Raw genomic sequence first — 17,252 nt, forward strand, 5'->3', positions numbered from 1 at the left:
GATGGCTAGAGTGGAGTGGCAAGAAAAGAGACAATTAGTTAAGGTTTCTAGTATGTATTACAATGATGGCTGGACACAAGCACAAATTGCCCAAAAATTGGGTGTTTCGAGACCTGTAATATCTAAGTTGCTGCAAAGAGCAAAGGATGAAGGAATTGTTAAGGTCTACATAAAGGATGAGAGTGTGCACACGGTAGAGTTAGAAAGGAAGCTTGAACAATATTTTGAACTTGCTGATGCGGTTGTTGTCCCCAATAACGGATTATCTGTTGAAATGGCAAAGAGAGAAGTTGGTCAGGCAGGTGCCAGCTATATCTCTAACAATTTAAAAGATGTTAAGAGTATTGGAATCTCCTGGGGGGAAACTTTGGCATATCTCGTTCAAGAATACCCTTTTGAGCGAAGAGAGGATATTACGGTTGTGCCACTAGAAGGTGGTATGGGTGTGAAGCAGGTGCAAATTCATGCTAATCAACTTGCAAACGAATTAGCAAAAAAGCTTCACAGTACTTGTACTTATTTATACGCTCCAGCAATTGTTGAAAATGAAGAACTAAAAGAGCGTTTAATGGGTATGGAGGATATCCAAACGGTTTTAGAAAGAGGTAGGAATGTAGATGTTGCTCTCGTTGGTATAGGGAATCCTTTCCAGAACTCCACCTTGATGAAATTAGGATACTTAAAAGAAAATGATTTAATTCAGCTCCGTGAGGTTGGAACCATTGGAGATATTGGCTTTCGATTTTTTGATGAAAATGGTCAGGCGATCAATAATTCTTTAAATACCAAAGTAATTGGAATTACCATTGGAGAATTTCAACGTATCAAAAAAGTAATTGCCGTCGTTGAAGGGGAACATAAAGTGGATAGTATATTGGGAGCATTAAAAGGGAAATTTATTGATGTTTTAATTACCGATGAATTAACTGCAAGTGCCATTCTAAAAAAAATTAACCACTAAACACTATCTTGTACCTTTTTGTGGAAAAGTCGAATATAATATAATATTAATTTATGGTCAACATCGGGAACATAATAAAAATGCGAAATGTATTCCTAAATAAAGATGATTGATGGAAAATATGGTAAGGAGAGGTTAATTTGAAAATCACTGAGTATGATGTCTCCCTATATTGCTCTCGTTGTCATGATGAAACACTTCATTGTGTTCAGTACTTAAATGATAAAATTTCAAGTACAGAGTGTACAAATTGCCATCGTAAAATTGATATGCACTTAAATCCTAAAAGAGAATTATATAAAGAAATATATAAACGTATTATTTCGAAACCTACCAGGTTAACACAAGAATATAAAGATGATTTAAACAAGTTTATCGGGGAGTTTCCGAAAAGGGCACTTAGTAAACCGTATCGTCTTATGAGATACGTGGACGAAACACGGAAAGCCCTAAAAAAAATCAATAAATATTAATTGATTTTGGAGAAAGCCGAGTGATTTGTACAGTTAACAGTGGGAAACAGAGTGAAAACTTAAAGCTATGACACTCTAATCAGTATTCTGTGATCAAAGTGAAATTGAAACATAATGTAGTCGGCTAGTTTTGAGATATAAATATAAATATAAATATAAGATAGACTCTTCTGTTTGGTATCAACTATATGATTCAAACGCCTATGCTCTACTATATAAGATAATTGACTTATATGTTTGTAGGTGCTAACCATGAGCAGTCCTAAAAAACCTAAGAAATATGTAAAAAAGTATTAATCCTCTAAAGGGTTAATACTTTTTTTGTATAATAGATTTAATTTTCTAAAAATTAATGATTTATTCTTGACTTAGAAGACAAAACATTATAATATTTTTTACAAATGTAACACGACTGAACAAATGTAAATTCTGAGGATATTTAAAAAGTAAAACTGTCTTTATTTGGGGGAGGTGGCTTTATTTTGGGGCAAAAAGCAGTTGTTTATGTGGTTTCGGACTCTGTTGGAGATACAGCTGAGTTTGTAGTCAAAGCAGTGGCAACACAATTTAACGGTGGGCTAGTAGAAATTCGTCGCAATTCATATGTAAACGGCTTTGAAGATATCGATAATGCGATTATGCAAGCAAAGAATGAATATTCTATCATTGCCTATACCATTGTTGTTCCGTATTTAAAGGATCATTTAGACAGAAGGGCAAGTGAAGAAGGAATAGTAGCGATTGATTTACTTAGTCCGTTAATGAATGCGTTTGTTACTAGATTTAATAAAGAACCTTATCATCAACCTGGCTTAATGCGAAAACTGGATGAGGACTATTTTAAAAAAATTGAAGCGATTGAATTTGCGGTGAAGTACGATGACGGACGGGATCCAAGGGGAGTGACAATGGCCGATATCGTATTGATCGGTGTGTCGCGAACTTCAAAAACACCTTTATCAATGTATCTGGCTCATCAACGCTTTAAGGTAGCGAATGTACCATTGGTGCCTGAGATAGACCCGCCAGATGAACTGTTTGAAGTTCCACGAAAAAATTGTATTGGGTTGATTATTTCCCCGGATAAATTAAATGAAATTCGTAGGGAGCGGCTAAAGGCTATGGGGATCCCCTCTCATGCCAAATATGCCAGTTTCGAACGAATTCTTAGCGAACTAGACCATGCTGAAAAAATAATGAAACGAGTTGGCTGTCCGATTATTGATGTTTCAAATAAAGCAGTAGAAGAAACTGCTGGTTTGATTTTAGATGTGTTAAAAAAGAAAAGGAGCTTTTAAAAAAATGGATAAATTCGTATATTTATTTGATGAAGGTAATGGTAGTATGAAGGATTTATTAGGGGGAAAGGGTGCAAACCTAGCGGAAATGACAAGAATTGGCCTCCCAGTTCCATTCGGGTTTACGATTACAACTCAAGCTTGTAATACTTACTATGAATCTGGTAAATCAATACCAACTATAGTAGAAAAGCAAACCTTAGAAGCTCTAAATTGCTTAGAAGAAAAAATGGGAAAAAAGCTGGGTGACTCACAAAATCCTTTGCTAGTGTCTGTTCGTTCCGGTTCAGTCTTCTCAATGCCTGGAATGATGGATACCATTTTAAACCTTGGAATGAATGATGAAACAGTAATCGGTATGGCTAATTTAACAGATAACCCGCGTTTTGCTTATGATTCATATCGCCGTTTTATTCAAATGTTTAGTAATGTCGTACTTGAGATCGATAGTTATTATTTTGAGCAATTTTTAGAAGAATTGCGCGAGCAAAAAGGCTATATCTCTGACCCTGAATTGACGGCAGAAGATTGGGAAGAGGTGATTTATGGTTATAAAGAAATTGTAAAAAAACATACAAAAAAGGAATTTCCTCAGAACCCATTTGAACAGCTTTTTCTTGCAATCAATGCCGTATTTAACTCCTGGAACAACCAGCGTGCCATCGTATACCGTCGTCTGAATAAAATTCCAGATCACTTAGGCACTGCAGTTAACATCCAAAGCATGGTGTTTGGAAATATGGGAAATGATTCTGGAACAGGTGTCGCCTTTACTAGAAATCCCTCAACAGGTGAAAAGGTCCTTTATGGTGAATACTTAATCAATGCCCAAGGCGAAGACGTTGTTGCAGGTATACGTACACCACAGCCAATTGCAACTCTAAAGGCAGATCTGCCTGAGGTTTTCAAGCAATTTGCAGAAACATGCAATTTACTGGAGAAACATTATAAAGAAATGCAAGATATCGAGTTCACGGTAGAAGGAGGGAAGCTGTTCATTTTACAAACTCGTAATGGTAAACGCACAGCGCAGGCAGCGATTCGAATTGCTGTTGAAATGGTCGAAGAAGGTTTGATTAATAGAAAGACGGCCTTAATGCGTGTAGACCCTGATCAATTAAACCAGTTGCTTCATCGTCGCATCGATGACAAGCATCAGCGGACATTGTTAGCAAAAGGATTACCTGCGTCACCTGGAGCAGCTACAGGTCAAGTTGTCTTCGATGCAGATGAGGCCGAGGCATTATCGAACGAAGGAAAAAAAGTGATCCTGGTTAGACCTGAAACAACACCGGATGATATCCATGGCATTGTTGCATCCCAAGCGATTTTAACGAGCCGTGGTGGAATGACAAGCCACGCGGCGGTAGTTGCACGTGGAATGGGGAAAGCGTGTATTTGCGGGTGTGAATCCTTAATAATTAATTTGAAAGCCAAACATTTTACTGTAGGAAAAACCATTGTAAATTATGGTGATATCATTACTATTGACGGGTCCTCTGGTGAAATTATGCTAGGTGAAATACCGATGATAGACCCTGAGCTATCAGATGAGTTCCAACTTTTACTAGCTTGGGCAGATCAGGAAAGAAAATTAGGAGTTCGTGCCAATGCTGATAATCCAGGAGATGCTAGAAAAGCGTTTGAATTCGGAGCAGGTGGTATTGGGTTATGCCGGACTGAACATATGTTTATGGACTCTGCGAGAATTCCAATCGTACAAAAGATGATTTTAGCTGAACATTACAATGAAAGAATGGAAGCGCTTGAAGAGCTTTTGCCAATGCAACAAAACGACTTTGAGGGGATTTTTGAAGCGATGCAGGGCTATCCAGTGACCATTCGCTTACTAGACCCACCTCTTCATGAGTTTTTACCTGATAAAGAAGAAATTTTAGTCGAAGTGACAAAGTTGCAAATGACTCACCCAGATTCAGCTGAATTAAAGGCAAAAGAGCAACTGCTGAAAAAGGTTTCCCATTTAGTTGAGTTCAACCCAATGTTGGGTCACCGTGGCTGCCGACTTGGTATAACTTATCCAGAAATCTATGAGATGCAGGTAAAAGCCATTTTTTATGCAGTTGTCACACTTGCTAGAAAAGGGATGGAAGTACTGCCAGAAATTATGATCCCGCTTGTTGGCCACGTTAACGAGTTAAAGAAAATGCGCCAGTTAGTCGTGGATACAGCCGTTCGTGTTCAAGAAGAAACAGGGGAAACGTTCAAGTACACTATTGGAACAATGATTGAAATTCCGCGTGCAGCCTTAACTGCTGACCAAATTGCAAAAGAAGCGGATTTCTTCTCATTTGGAACGAATGATTTAACACAAACAACATTTGGTTTTAGTCGTGACGATGCAGAAGGAAAATTCTTGCAAGCTTATATTGAAAATAAAGTGCTACCTGAAAATCCATTTGCGGTTCTTGATCAAGAAGGTGTGGGTAAGTTAGTTGAAACGGGTGTAAAGCTTGGACGTGAAACAAAGCCTTCCTTAAAAGCAGGTATATGTGGTGAACATGGAGGAGAAAAGTCTTCAATCGACTTTTGCTATCGTGTTGGTCTGAATTATGTTAGCTGTTCACCATACCGTGTTCCTGTTGCACGATTGGCGGCTGCACAAGCAACTATTCGACATGATCAAAATATAGAGGGAGTTTGTATTAAAGTGTAATTCAAATGAGACGGTATCCATAATGGTACCGTTTTTTTTGTTAACTATTTGGGTTGGAATTCCATTAGAAAAGGCTTTTCCTGTAATTTCTAACCTTTTTTTACTCTAAAGTGATTGACGAAAATGTACGATAATAGATAAGTTTATTACAAAGGTAATGATAAGGAACAAATGCAAAGGGTTCGGCACAAACTTGCACACAAAATGATGTTAGTAAAGGAGAAAAGTTGTTATGAAAACGTTTTCGTTTATTTCTGTGACTCAACTATAATAAAGACAGAAGGAGGGTAAAGTGATGTTCCTTGATGATCGAAGTGTAAATTTATTAAATGAATTGATTAGAACACCTCAAATAAAAAATAAGGAACTTGAAGGGAAATTTAAAATTAGTCGAAGGCAAATCTCATACTCATTAGAGAAAATTAATCATTGGTTAGAAGCGAGAAATTTAACGCCGATAACAAAGAGTAGAAACGGTAACTTTATTATTGATAAAAAGATATTTGAGCATTTTTCAGTCCCTCATCCAACTGTTAATCAATTGGAAGAATATATCCCGACTGAAAAGGAACGTGCACTTTTAATTATTTTATATTTACTTGGAAAAAAAGAAGAGGTTTCACTATTTCATATTATTGATCTTTTTAACGTAAGCAAAAACACAGGGATAAGTGATATCAAAGAGGCATCAGAATTTATTAAAAAGTATTCCTTGTCCATCGTTTATAGCCGATCTGAGGGATATGAAATTGTCGGGGATGAATTTCAAATTCGTAAACTATTAATTATAGTAGTTAAATCCGTTTTAAATTTGTTTAATGGAAATAAGTACTTTGAGAAGCTTTTACAATTCGATATTTCTCCAATGACAGAAAAAGTAAAATCTATTGAAACCTCATTAAATATCCATTTAACGGATGAAAGCTACGAAAGATTACCTTATATTATTGAATTAATTTTTTCTCGGATTGAACAAGGACATTTTCTTAACGCTGATTTTCACATTGGTTTAATGGAGTTAGCCGATACGGAGGAATACTTAGTTACGGAGCTACTTTTAAATGAGGGTATGGATTTACCAATGAGTGAAAGAATATGGCTAACGCTCCAATTATTAACCTCAAATGTTCTTCAATCGGATATTCTTACTGATCAAAGGTTAAACGAATTAAAGATTGCAATCCTGGATATGCTTGCTCTTTTTGAAAAAAAATCGTGTATCTTTATTGATGATAAAAAGGATATCCTCGATAAATTAATGATTCATATGAGACCAGCATACTATCGAATTAAATATCATCTTACATTAAAAGAACATTACTCGATTAAGTTAATCGAGGAGTACATGGAGTTGCATGAGATGGTTTCAGTTTCAATTGATCCACTCGAAAAATTAATAGGAGAGAAATTCCCAAAAGACGAGATTGCCTTTATTACAATGTTTCTTGCGGGGCAACTTATTAAACAGGGGGAAGAACTTCATAAAAAGAAAAGAGCAGTAGTTATTTGTACAAACGGTCTGACTGTGTCAAAAATAATGAAGCAAACGTTGAAAGAAATCTTTCCAGAGTTTTATTTTGCTGAAAGTCTATCTCTAAGACAGTTCCAAATGTATCAACAGGATTACGAGATTATTTTTAGCACCATTCCAATCCAGTCCTCGCAACCTGTGTATTTAATTAATCCACTCATGACTTTACATGAAAAAGAATTGTTGCGCAAACAAGTCATTACCACCATTGATAAAAAAAGCTATGAAACTATTAATATGAATAAATTAATAGAAACTATTAAACAAAACGCAATAATAACAGATGAGACCGCCTTGATGACTGCGTTGTCCAGCTTATTTCAAGAAAGTCAGAAGAGGGATGTAAAGGATTGTGATGTTATATCGTATGGTTTAAGGCAATTTTTACCTTGTGATTTTATCCAATATAGAGACAAAGTTGAAAATTGGCAAGAGGCAATTAGAATCGCATGCGAGCCTTTAGTAATAAACAATATCATCAAATCATCTTATGTGACCACTTTAATTGAGGATAATGATCATCAGCAGATATACAGTTTTTTAGGTGAAAACATGGCAATTCCGCATGCGGCAACGGAAAAAGGAGTGCTAGCTGACGCATTTGCGATGCTTATATTAAAGAATCCGGTAGAGTTCGCTAATGGACAGAAGGTATCCATTGTTACACCGCTCGCTATTTATAACCCGAATCGCCATTTAAAGGCACTCTTCCAATTGGCCGATCTTGCTGAAGACAATGAAAAAATGTCTAAATTACTAGACTCAAAGGAGGTATCTGATGCGTGGCTTATTATCAACGGAAGTTGAGACAGTAGGGGGAAAAACCATGTTTTTTGATAAAAATATTACGTTTATTAATTTAGAAGCAAGTGATCGTTCAGATGCAATTAGGAAAATGGCCTTATCTTTATATGAAGCGAACTTAGTTTCCTCAACTTTTGAGAAAGGTGTTTTGGAAAGAGAAGATACTTTTCCAACCGGCCTGGCAGTCGGGACACTTGGGGTAGCAATTCCCCATACAGATGCTGATAAAGTCATCACACCACAGATTGCTTTTGCCTCGTTAAAAAAACCCGTCAAATTCCGTCTGATGGGAAATGGAGACGAAGAGGTTGATGTTTCATTAATTTTTATGCTTGCATTAAAAAAATCCGAGGATCAGTTAACGATGTTACAGCGGTTAATGGAGATCTTTCAAGACCAAGAATTATTAAAGGATTTTGCTGAGTGCAAGAGTCAGGAAGGTTTAGAGCAATTATTAAATAAGGTTGGACTAGAGTAAAAAATATCATTGAATAAGGGGGATTTTTATGGCGGTTCTACAATGGTTCGTTGATCTTGGTGCAAGTGTTATGCTACCTATTCTACTGTTTATCTTTGGAATTATCCTAGGAACCAAACCAGCAAAGGCCTTTAAAGCGGGATTAACTGTTGGAATTGGATTCGTTGGTTTGAACCTTGTCATTGGCTTGTTAACAAACAGTTTAGGGCCAGCTTCGAAAGCAATGGTTGATAATTTTGGTTTTCAACTAGGTACGATTGATGTTGGTTGGCCTGCCGCAGCAGCCATTTCCTATGGTACAGCTTTAGGAAGTTTAGCGATTCCATTAGGTATCGGTATTAATGTAGTCCTATTGATTACAGGGTTAACAAAAACATTGGACGTTGATATTTGGGATTATTGGCACTGTGCCTTTACGGGATCACTAGTTTACGCTCTAACTGGAAACTTTGCACTTGGTCTATATACTATTGCCATCCATTTAGTTGTGATCTTCTTCTTAGGTGATTTAATTGCAAAGGATGTACAGAAATTTTATGGTTTTCCAAAGATTACATTTCCGCATGGTGCATCTGCTCCGTCTTATTTAGTAGCGAAACCGTTAAATTGGGTCTTTGATAGAATACCTGGTTTTAATAAATTAGAAGCTAATCCTGAAACCATTCAAAAGAAAATTGGCATTTTCGGGGACTCAACAGTAATGGGAGTGTTAATTGGGGTTGTGATTGGTTTCTTGGCAGGTTACAGTGTGAGTGAAGTAATGCAACTTGCTGTTCAAACAGGAGCAGTTATGATGTTAATGCCTCGAATGGTATCTTTACTTATGGAAGGGCTTTCACCTATTTCGGAAGCTGCTAGTGAATTTGTTAAGAGACGGATGCCAGGAAGAGATCTTTACATTGGAATGGATAGTGCCTTATCGGTAGGGCATCCGGCTGTTTTATCAGCATCATTAATTATTGTACCAATCACCTTGTTTTTAGCTGTCATTTTACCAGGGAACAAAGTATTGCCATTTGGTGACTTAGCGACTATTCCATTCTTAGTTTGTTTGATGACACCAGTTTTCAGAGGGAATATTATTAGAACGGTCGTTGCAGGAACTATTTATATGGCGGTTGGATTGTTAATAGCTTCATGGGCGGCACCATTAATCACCGATGCTGCTTTGGCTGCGAAATTTGATATGGCAGGGAATTCTAGTATTTCTGCACTCGTTGATGGGGCTGTCTGGACGACATTTATTTTTGTAGGATTAGCACAGTTTCTTAGCTGGGGTGGAATTACGATCATAGGCGTTGTTGCCTTAGCAGGTTTAATTTATATAAATAAAATTAAACCTAAGCGAGAAGCAAAATTAAACGATGACGTTGGTGCCAGTTTATAATGAAATCTTTATGTGACTGAAGGTGATGTACAATGTTGGAGATTTGGAAACAGCTAGTATGTGACGCGAATAAAGCATTAAAGGAGTTGCAGCTTGTCAAATGGACCAGTGGAAATGTAAGCTATCGAGATTATGAGAGTAATAGGGTAGTTATCAAACCAAGTGGGGTCCACTTTGATGTGTTAAAGCCAGAGGATATGGTCATTGTTGATTTAGATGGAAATGTCATTGAGGGAAGATTAAAACCGTCAGTAGATATGGCAAGTCATTTATATGTCTACCGACATCGTGATGATATTCATAGTGTAGTACACACGCATTCTCCGTTTGCAACAAGCTTTGCGATACGTGGGCTAGATATACCTTCATACACGACAACAGCAGCTAATTTGTTTAAAAATCGGGTCCCTTGTTCTGAATATGCTGCAATTGGTGAAGAAGATATAGGAAAGCAGATTATAGACCATATCTGTGATTCACCTGCTGTGTTACTTCGAAGCCATGGAGTATTTACTGTTGGAAAAGATATTGAGCATGCATTAAAGGCTGCTGTCATTTTAGAGGAAACAGCAGAATATGCACATTATGCTACCTTACATGAACCAGATCTCCTACCGCTTAGCAAAGAAGTGATTAGGCAGTGTAACCATTTTTATAGCACTAGTTATGGACAAAACGAAGAAAATCAAACTATGAAAAAAGGGTGATAGGAAATGAAAAAATTATTGATTATGTGTGGAACAGGTATTGCAACATCTACTATTGTAACAGGTAAGGTAAAGACATGGTTAGAAGAAAATGGCCTTCAAAATAAGGTGAAGCTATATCAATCAAAGATCAGTGAGGAACTAAGCCGTATCGATGAATACGATATTATTGTGTCGACTACGTTAGTACCTGATAATATAAAGAGTAGGATTATCGATGGGGTTCCATTACTCACAGGAATGGGCAAAGAAGAGATGTTTGAAAAAATCAAAACACAAATTCTTGCATAATTTAAATCTCGGTGAATTCGTAAAAAATTATTAAGATACGTTAGAAGCACCTCAGTTGTTAGACTTTAAAAACTAACAACTGGGGTGTTTTCTATTTTTATCCATGCCGAAGGGTGGTTATAGTATTACGTCAATATGTACATGATTAAAATAAATAAACTGAGGGGGTAAAAATGTGGGTAACCGAGCGGTATTTTTAGATAGAGATGGCGTAATAAACGAGGTGTTGACTAAAAGGGTGAAATTCGTAAACAAGCCATCGGAATTATATTTCTTACCTGGTGTTCCAGAGGCTATTCGAAAATTAAATGAAGTCTTTGGGGACAACATTTTTGTTGTGACTAATCAAGGGGGAGTCGGATTAGGGTTCATGAAAGTGAATCAACTGGAAACGATTCATGAACACATGATAGGTGAACTTAAAAAGGAGGGGGCAGTCATCAAAGATGTGGCCTACTGCCCTCATAAACCAAAAGCGGGATGTGAATGCAGAAAACCTGGCTCCCAAATGATTAGTGACTTAGCCGAAAAATATCAGATTGACCTAGCGCAGTCTTATATGGTCGGTGATACGGACACAGACATCCAAGCAGGGAAGAAAGTAGGAACAAAAGGGGTTTTTCTTGGAGACAGTGACCCATTAGCTGATGCTGTATTTCCTGATTTATTAAGTGCATCTGACTGGATTATTGAAGATGCTATAAAATCTTGATAAATACAATGCCCCAACTCTTTTGAGATGGGGCCAATTTTCTTTTGTTATGAAATATCTGAAATGTGTTGGTTTTCTATATCCTTTGTGGAAATATACAATTGTCCGATCATTTTACCTAGATTACTAATATATTCCTCGATTTCAGGAGGTGTATAACCAATAGAATTCCAAGCTGCTTCTCTTCCTCCATACATACCAACCGCTCTTTTTGAACTTAGTATACGTTTTACTTCTCCGTAATGAAGATAAACCTCCCATAACCATTGATAGTGCTCTTCTGTGCTAATTCCAACCATTTTGAGATTGGACCAATTATTATCGGTATCACCTAGTTTATTTAATTTGTGGATCATAGTACTCCAACTCCTTATGATTATGTCTTAGTTATTGACATATCATAGGGTGTTTATAACTTTGAAGGGTAATTAACGAGGTATCACTACCATATTAATACCCTAATAAAACCACTACTATTGATATAAATCTTTTTCCGCTGTGAAACGAAAAAATGATAAGTATAAGTGGAAACGCTTTATATCTAAAATGAAAACATGGTAGAGAAAGACATACCCATCTTTAACAGTGAAATAATTCATACCTTTGTTTTGTTATATTCTTAGGAATAAACCCATTAACAGTATCACCATTTGTAAATGATTTACTTTTTTATTTAATTTTTGTTTTCATTTTTGTTCATTTACTTTTGTATTAAGTGAAAATTATTGAAAAAGCGTTTTATTTATTGTTATTTTTTATTGACAGTGTGAAAATAAATGATAAAATTAGAAAAAAAGGAGTTGCAAACGTTTACAGTTTAATTATTTTTAACTATCAGAATTTTGCTAGTTTATAAGGAGGGTTTGGGATGGCAATTAGTTTTGGATGTCATGGATCAACTTGGGAGCTAGATTATGATAAAGAATGTAATTACCTTGATCAAATCATGGATACCGTAAAGGAAGCTGGTTTTAAAGGAATCGATGTACAGGTTGCATTGTTGGGAAAGTATAAAAACCAACCAGTAAAATTAAAAGAAGAACTAGCTAAAAGAGGATTAGAACTATCAGCACTTACTGTTCCGTTTACATGGGCAGGAGAAAGTGAATCTATTGAGGAAAAAGCACATGCTGATTATTACATAAACTTTCTTAAACATTTCCCTGGAGCTATCATGAATGTTCCAGCAAGGGTTGGTCCGAACAGAGAACATTTATTAAAGAGACAAAAGGAAATAATTAATTGTGCAAATGCTCTTGGAAAACGGGCGTTTGAGAGTGGGGTAAATGCATCCTTTCACCCTGCGTCACCTAAGACCTCATATTTCAGAATAAAAGAAGACTATGATGTAATGTTTGACCTAATAGATAGAAGATACTTGGGATATACTCCTGATGCAGGACATATTAAAGCTGGAGGAATGAACCCAGTTGATATAGTAAGGGATAATCTTTCTATAATAAAACATGTTCATATTAAAGATTGCTCCAATACTTATGAGTGGAGAAAGATGGGTACGGGAGATATTGATTTTATCCAAATGACCGAGATCTTATACAATGCAAATTACACGGGGTGGATTATGGTGGAAGAGGAAACTGAAGAAGCAGCAACAAATCCACACAAAACCATTTTAGATATTGGTAAGTATGTTCAGGCTAAATTGGAACCGATACTAAAGGGGTATGACCGATTGGAAGTTAAATGATTTCCTTCTAAAGTAAAGGACCTCAATTAGGAAGCAAAAATACTAGATTGTAATTTTAGTAGACATTGTGGGTGAAAGCTTAATTTCCAAAAAAAAGGGGAAACGGAAATGAAAGCTTACGTCCTACGTCTATAGATAATTTATGAATAATAAGGGGGAATAGAAATGAAAAGTAAATTCAATTTTGTTGGAATTTTATTATTGGGTCTTGTAATGCTTTTAGCAGCATGTGGGGGTAGTGCAACAGAATCTGGTGGCTCTTCTTCTGGAGGAGATGGTAGTGATTACCCAAAAAGAAATATTGAAGTTCTTGTAGGGCATGGTGCTGGTGGGGGTACGGATATGTTCGCAAGACAAGTTACGAAGCAATTAGAAGAGATTTTAGATGTAAACATTAACGTTGTCAATCAAGAAGGTGGTGCTGGCGTTGTTGCAGCACAAAATGCTTTTAATGCACCTGCTGATGGTTATACTTTGATTGCCGATGCTGCATTTCCTATTACAACAGCAGCTGGTACAAACACCCATGGATTAAATGACTTTACACCAATCGCTCGTTTCCAGGCTGATACTTATGCATTATGGGTAAGTAAAGACAAGTACAAATCTATCGATGAATTTTTGAAAGCAGCTAAGGAAAAATCAGGGGAAATTACAGTTGGTGGGACTGGTTCCTTAGGTATGGATGAGATGACTGTATTTATGCTTGGTCAGGCAGCAGAGGTGGATTTTAACTTTGTTCCAATGGAAGGATCCGGAGAAATGCATGCAGGTGTACTTGGAGGCCACTTAGAAGCAATGGTTGATGAATTTGGACCAACAAAATCCTTATATGATGATGGTTCAATTGTTCCTCTTGTAGTATTCGCTGAAGAAAGATTAGAAGAATTCCCAGATGTTCCAACAACAGTTGAATTAGGTTGGGAATTAACTGATGGTAATGAACGTGGTTTTTATATTAAAAATGGTACAGACCCAGAAATTATCAAAGCTTTAGAGGAAGCAATGAATAAGGTTTATGAATCTGAAGAATATCAAAAATATGAAGAAGAGAGTTATTTACATTTAAGAGAAGGCTGGTTAAATTCTGAAGACTTCACAAATAGAACAGATGAACTAATTGAAAAATATAAAGTAATCATGAAAGAACTACAACAATAATATCAATCGGTAGGAGGAGAATTCCTCCTACTGAATTCTTAAAGGGAGGGAGAAATTGTGACTGCTCATAAGAAGGATTATCTATTTTATAGCATCGTAATTGCATTAGCCAGTTTCTTTCTAATGTCAACTTCACAGATCCATTCTGCAAACAATACAACTGTTTTAGGTCCTAAGACATGGCCATATATTGTTTTAATATTAATGTTGGTGTTAGCAATTATGGGAGTCATAAAAACATTTATTTCCTCAAAAAAAGTAGCTGGTGAACAAGTGGTGAAGGCTAGCGAAGCGGAAGAACCAGAAAAAAGGATTTTTAATATTCCGATGAGTCTAGTGTCAATTCTATCCATCATTTTATATGCAGTAGGTTTATATTTTTTTGGATTTATCATTTCGTCAATCTTATTTTTATATCTATTAACTCAAGTTCTAGGATCCAAGAAACAACTTTTTACCATCCTATTTTCAGTCATTATGACAGCATTTTTTGTAGGTTTATTTTCGATTCTGTTGGAGGTACCGTTGCCTCGTGGAATAGGTATATTTAGAGCATTTAGTATTCTATTTTATTAAATAATATTCTAACAGCATGTTGAAATAGAAAGGTCAGGGGGGAGAATATGTTCGAGTACTTGTGGATAGGGTTATTAAATGTTGTCACTGACCCAATGAATCTATTAATGTTATTACTTGCAATTGTGATTGGATATATAGGTGGGGCAATACCTGGAGTGAGTGGTACGATGTTAATTGTTATCCTCATACCTGTCACCTATACACTTGAGGCGGATGCAGCTTTCATATTGCTAACCGGTATTTATGCAATTACTGCTTTATCTGGTGCCTTCAGTTCAATTTTGCTTAGGACGCCAGGGACTCCGGAAGCAGTTGTCACAACCTTTGATGGTTACCCCATGGCACAGCAGGGATATGCAGGACGTGCCTTAGGGATTACTATATTAACATCCGTTATTGGGGGACTGTTTGGAGTACTTTGCTTAGTAACTCTAACCCCATTACTTGCAAAAGTTGCTTTATCTTTTTCATCGCCAGAATATTTTGCATTGGCATTCATGGGACTAACAGTTGTAGCTTCCCTAAGTGGAAAAGATCTTTTAAAAGGTTTAATTGGTGTATTATTCGGGTTAATGATTGCTACGATTGGTATGGATTCTCAAACAGGGACTTTACGATATACATTCAATATGCCTGTATTGACTTCGGGTATTGAATTAATTCCGGTAATAACGGGACTTTTTGCTATATCTGAATTTATTAAGAAAAGCACGGAATCTCATACTCTACAAAATGCGATTAAGGTAGTAAAAACAAAAATATTTGAAAAGGAAATCTTTAAACAAATTAGCGGTACAATAGCTAGTTCATCCATAATTGGAATGTTCATTGGTATTCTACCTGGTGTAGGAGCAACAACTGCTAGCATGCTAAGTTATAGTGAAACGGTTAGATGGTCAAAAGAAGAAGAAAAAGGGACTTTTGGAAAGGGAAACCCGAAAGGAATTGCAGCTTCCGAAACAGCAAATAACTCTGCAGCAATGGGTACTTTAGTGCCACTCCTTTCTCTAGGGATACCAGGAGGGGCTACAGCAGCAGTGCTAATCGGAGCATTTGTTTTACATGGAATGCAACCGGGACCCATGTTATTTAAAACTGACCCAGTATTAATGTATACAATTTTTGCAGGCTTGTTAGTCTCAAACTTCCTTATGTTATTTATTTCAACACCATTTATAAAGCTATTCGAGAAAATTATAAAAATTCCATATTCTGTTTTAGGTCCATTAATTGTTGTTCTATGTGTTATTGGAACTTATACAGTAAGAAACAGTTTCTTTGATATAGTGATTATGGTTATTTTTGGGATAATTGGGTTTTTACTTGAAAAATACAAATTCCCACTAGCTACTATTATTTTAGGTGTAGTATTAGGACCTATTGCTGAAAGTGAATTCAGACGTTCGGTAGAAATGTCTAATGGTGATTTTTCAATTTTCTTTACAAGACCGATAAGTGTGTCATTAATTGTGTTTTCAATTCTTATGTTATTCTTCCCATTAATCAGCAGTTATGTTAAAAGAAGGAAAAGAAATAATAACAATTCAAATATTAACCCAACAGCATAAAATGGTAAGTCTAAAATGAATGTAATAGTTGGAGCGATATTACCAGTTTTTATAGTATTTTTGTTAGGTTATATTCTTCAGAAGGCAAAAGGCTTGGATATTAGAGCTTTATCAACTGTTACCGTATATGTGTTAATTCCTTGCCTTGTTTTTCGATCGTTACTAGAAACAAAGATTGAACAGCAGTATCTTATGATGGTTTTCATAGTAGTGTTACTTATGGTAATCACAATTATCATTGCTAAGATTGTTGCCCGATTTAGAAGAATAGATACCGATACGGAAAGTGCATATATTCTTTCTACTGTGTTCATGAATGCAGGGAACTACGGCACACCCATTGTGTTATTTGTTTTTGGAAATGAAGCCTTCAATATTGCGATTTCTTTCTATGTAATTCAGCTCATATTATTTAATACGGTTGGAATCTATTACGCATCTAGAAGTAAGGAAGGTCTTGATAAAGGCTTAAAAAATATTTTTAAGCTACCGGCCATATATGCAGTATTTTTGGCCTTTCTATTTAGGCAACTTCCGATTTTACCCGATAATATTTTTCAGATAATCAATTTATTAGCTGACGGAGCCATTCCGATTATTATGCTTCTTTTGGGAATGCAGTTAGCAAATTTAAAGGTGGAAGTCTTGAACTGGGGACAAATTTCTTTTGTTACAACAATGAGATTAATTATTTCCCCTTTAATTGCTTTCGTTATTACATGGTTATTGCCGGTTGACCCGATCTATCGAAATGTGATTATTACCCTTGCCGCAATGCCAACTGCAGTTAACGTAACACTATATTCATTAGAATTTAATATTCAACCAAAATTTGTTTCAGTTACAACCATAGTTAACACGTTCATAAGTGTTATCACAGTGTCTATCTTATTGAATATCTTAGGATGATCAGGAACTAG

15 protein-coding genes are annotated in these 17,252 nt (G+C 36.1%); 14 read left to right on the plus strand and 1 reads right to left on the minus strand.

Features of this window, described 5'->3' with window-relative positions:
- The first annotated feature begins 1 nt into the window (after position 1).
- The 9 genes from ACRX5O_RS10145 to ACRX5O_RS10185 all read left to right on the plus strand — a co-directional run bounded on the left by ACRX5O_RS10145 (position 2) and on the right by ACRX5O_RS10185 (position 11,316).
- Positions 2–961: a sugar-binding transcriptional regulator gene (locus ACRX5O_RS10145; protein WP_433905876.1), complete on the plus strand. Its 960-nt coding sequence runs from the start codon at positions 2–4 to the stop codon at positions 959–961.
- A 955-nt stretch (positions 962–1,916) separates the two neighbouring features.
- Positions 1,917–2,732: a pyruvate, water dikinase regulatory protein gene (locus ACRX5O_RS10150; protein ID WP_433905830.1), complete on the plus strand. Its 816-nt coding sequence runs from the start codon at positions 1,917–1,919 to the stop codon at positions 2,730–2,732.
- Between the two features lie 4 nt (positions 2,733–2,736).
- Positions 2,737–5,406, plus strand: a complete 2,670-nt coding sequence (gene ppdK, locus ACRX5O_RS10155; RefSeq protein ID WP_433905831.1) for a pyruvate, phosphate dikinase — start codon at positions 2,737–2,739, stop codon at positions 5,404–5,406.
- A 295-nt stretch (positions 5,407–5,701) separates the two neighbouring features.
- Complete coding sequence (locus ACRX5O_RS10160; protein WP_433905832.1) at positions 5,702–7,744, plus strand: BglG family transcription antiterminator; 2,043 nt, start codon at positions 5,702–5,704, stop codon at positions 7,742–7,744.
- Complete coding sequence (locus tag ACRX5O_RS10165; RefSeq protein ID WP_433905833.1) at positions 7,716–8,219, plus strand: PTS sugar transporter subunit IIA; 504 nt, start codon at positions 7,716–7,718, stop codon at positions 8,217–8,219. Before ACRX5O_RS10160 ends, ACRX5O_RS10165 begins: the two co-directional genes overlap by 29 nt.
- A 28-nt stretch (positions 8,220–8,247) precedes the next feature.
- On the plus strand, positions 8,248–9,606 hold the full coding sequence (locus ACRX5O_RS10170) for a PTS galactitol transporter subunit IIC (RefSeq protein WP_433905834.1): 1,359 nt from the start codon (positions 8,248–8,250) through the stop codon (positions 9,604–9,606).
- Between the two features lie 32 nt (positions 9,607–9,638).
- A complete protein-coding gene (locus ACRX5O_RS10175) occupies positions 9,639–10,313 on the plus strand; it encodes an L-ribulose-5-phosphate 4-epimerase (protein WP_433905835.1) in 675 nt (224 codons plus the stop codon).
- 6 nt (positions 10,314–10,319) lie between these two features.
- Positions 10,320–10,604 carry a PTS sugar transporter subunit IIB gene (locus ACRX5O_RS10180; protein ID WP_433905836.1) on the plus strand — a complete coding sequence of 95 codons (285 nt, stop codon included), beginning with the start codon at positions 10,320–10,322 and terminating at the stop codon, positions 10,602–10,604.
- 175 nt (positions 10,605–10,779) lie between these two features.
- Positions 10,780–11,316, plus strand: coding sequence for a D-glycero-alpha-D-manno-heptose-1,7-bisphosphate 7-phosphatase (locus tag ACRX5O_RS10185; protein WP_433905837.1), 537 nt, complete (start codon positions 10,780–10,782; stop codon positions 11,314–11,316).
- A gap of 47 nt (positions 11,317–11,363) precedes the next feature.
- Here the strand turns inward: ACRX5O_RS10185 and ACRX5O_RS10190 are convergent, their stop codons facing one another.
- Entirely contained in the window at positions 11,364–11,672 is a 309-nt protein-coding gene (locus ACRX5O_RS10190) for a hypothetical protein (protein WP_433905838.1), read from the minus strand.
- Between the two features lie 512 nt (positions 11,673–12,184).
- Here ACRX5O_RS10190 and ACRX5O_RS10195 point away from each other — a divergent pair.
- The 5 genes from ACRX5O_RS10195 (at position 12,185) to ACRX5O_RS10215 (ending at position 17,241) form a co-directional block, all read left to right on the plus strand.
- A complete protein-coding gene (locus ACRX5O_RS10195; protein WP_433905839.1) occupies positions 12,185–13,024 on the plus strand; it encodes a sugar phosphate isomerase/epimerase family protein in 840 nt (279 codons plus the stop codon).
- Between the two features lie 165 nt (positions 13,025–13,189).
- The gene (locus ACRX5O_RS10200; protein WP_433905840.1) at positions 13,190–14,185 is read left to right on the plus strand and encodes a tripartite tricarboxylate transporter substrate binding protein; all 996 of its coding nucleotides are present in this window, start codon (positions 13,190–13,192) and stop codon (positions 14,183–14,185) included.
- A 57-nt stretch (positions 14,186–14,242) separates the two neighbouring features.
- Entirely contained in the window at positions 14,243–14,761 is a 519-nt protein-coding gene (locus tag ACRX5O_RS10205; protein ID WP_433905841.1) for a tripartite tricarboxylate transporter TctB family protein, read from the plus strand.
- Between the two features lie 47 nt (positions 14,762–14,808).
- Positions 14,809–16,332 (plus strand): tripartite tricarboxylate transporter permease, encoded by a 1,524-nt coding sequence (locus tag ACRX5O_RS10210; RefSeq protein ID WP_433905842.1) that lies wholly within the window; start codon positions 14,809–14,811, stop codon positions 16,330–16,332.
- Positions 16,333–16,347: 15 nt separating this feature from the next.
- Complete coding sequence (locus ACRX5O_RS10215; RefSeq protein WP_433905843.1) at positions 16,348–17,241, plus strand: AEC family transporter; 894 nt, start codon at positions 16,348–16,350, stop codon at positions 17,239–17,241.
- The last annotated feature ends 11 nt before the right edge of the window (positions 17,242–17,252 follow it).

It is taken from the genome of Robertmurraya mesotrionivorans (assembly GCF_050971805.1).
Lineage (GTDB): Bacteria > Bacillota > Bacilli > Bacillales > Cytobacillaceae > Robertmurraya_A.

Excerpts from the sequence above, each read along its gene's own strand:
- ACRX5O_RS10145 (WP_433905876.1), top strand. The coding sequence starts at position 2 with ATGGCTAGAGTGGAGTGGCAAGAAAAGAGACAATTAGTTAAGGTTTCT.
- ppdK (WP_433905831.1), top strand. The coding sequence starts at position 2,737 with ATGGATAAATTCGTATATTTATTTGATGAAGGTAATGGTAGTATGAAG.
- ACRX5O_RS10160 (WP_433905832.1), top strand. The coding sequence starts at position 5,702 with ATGTTCCTTGATGATCGAAGTGTAAATTTATTAAATGAATTGATTAGA.
- ACRX5O_RS10165 (WP_433905833.1), top strand. The coding sequence starts at position 7,716 with ATGCGTGGCTTATTATCAACGGAAGTTGAGACAGTAGGGGGAAAAACC.
- ACRX5O_RS10170 (WP_433905834.1), top strand. The coding sequence starts at position 8,248 with ATGGCGGTTCTACAATGGTTCGTTGATCTTGGTGCAAGTGTTATGCTA.
- ACRX5O_RS10175 (WP_433905835.1), top strand. The coding sequence starts at position 9,639 with ATGTTGGAGATTTGGAAACAGCTAGTATGTGACGCGAATAAAGCATTA.
- ACRX5O_RS10180 (WP_433905836.1), top strand. The coding sequence starts at position 10,320 with ATGAAAAAATTATTGATTATGTGTGGAACAGGTATTGCAACATCTACT.
- ACRX5O_RS10190 (WP_433905838.1), bottom strand. The coding sequence starts at position 11,672 with ATGATCCACAAATTAAATAAACTAGGTGATACCGATAATAATTGGTCC.
- ACRX5O_RS10195 (WP_433905839.1), top strand. The coding sequence starts at position 12,185 with ATGGCAATTAGTTTTGGATGTCATGGATCAACTTGGGAGCTAGATTAT.
- ACRX5O_RS10200 (WP_433905840.1), top strand. The coding sequence starts at position 13,190 with ATGAAAAGTAAATTCAATTTTGTTGGAATTTTATTATTGGGTCTTGTA.
- ACRX5O_RS10210 (WP_433905842.1), top strand. The coding sequence starts at position 14,809 with ATGTTCGAGTACTTGTGGATAGGGTTATTAAATGTTGTCACTGACCCA.
- ACRX5O_RS10215 (WP_433905843.1), top strand. The coding sequence starts at position 16,348 with ATGAATGTAATAGTTGGAGCGATATTACCAGTTTTTATAGTATTTTTG.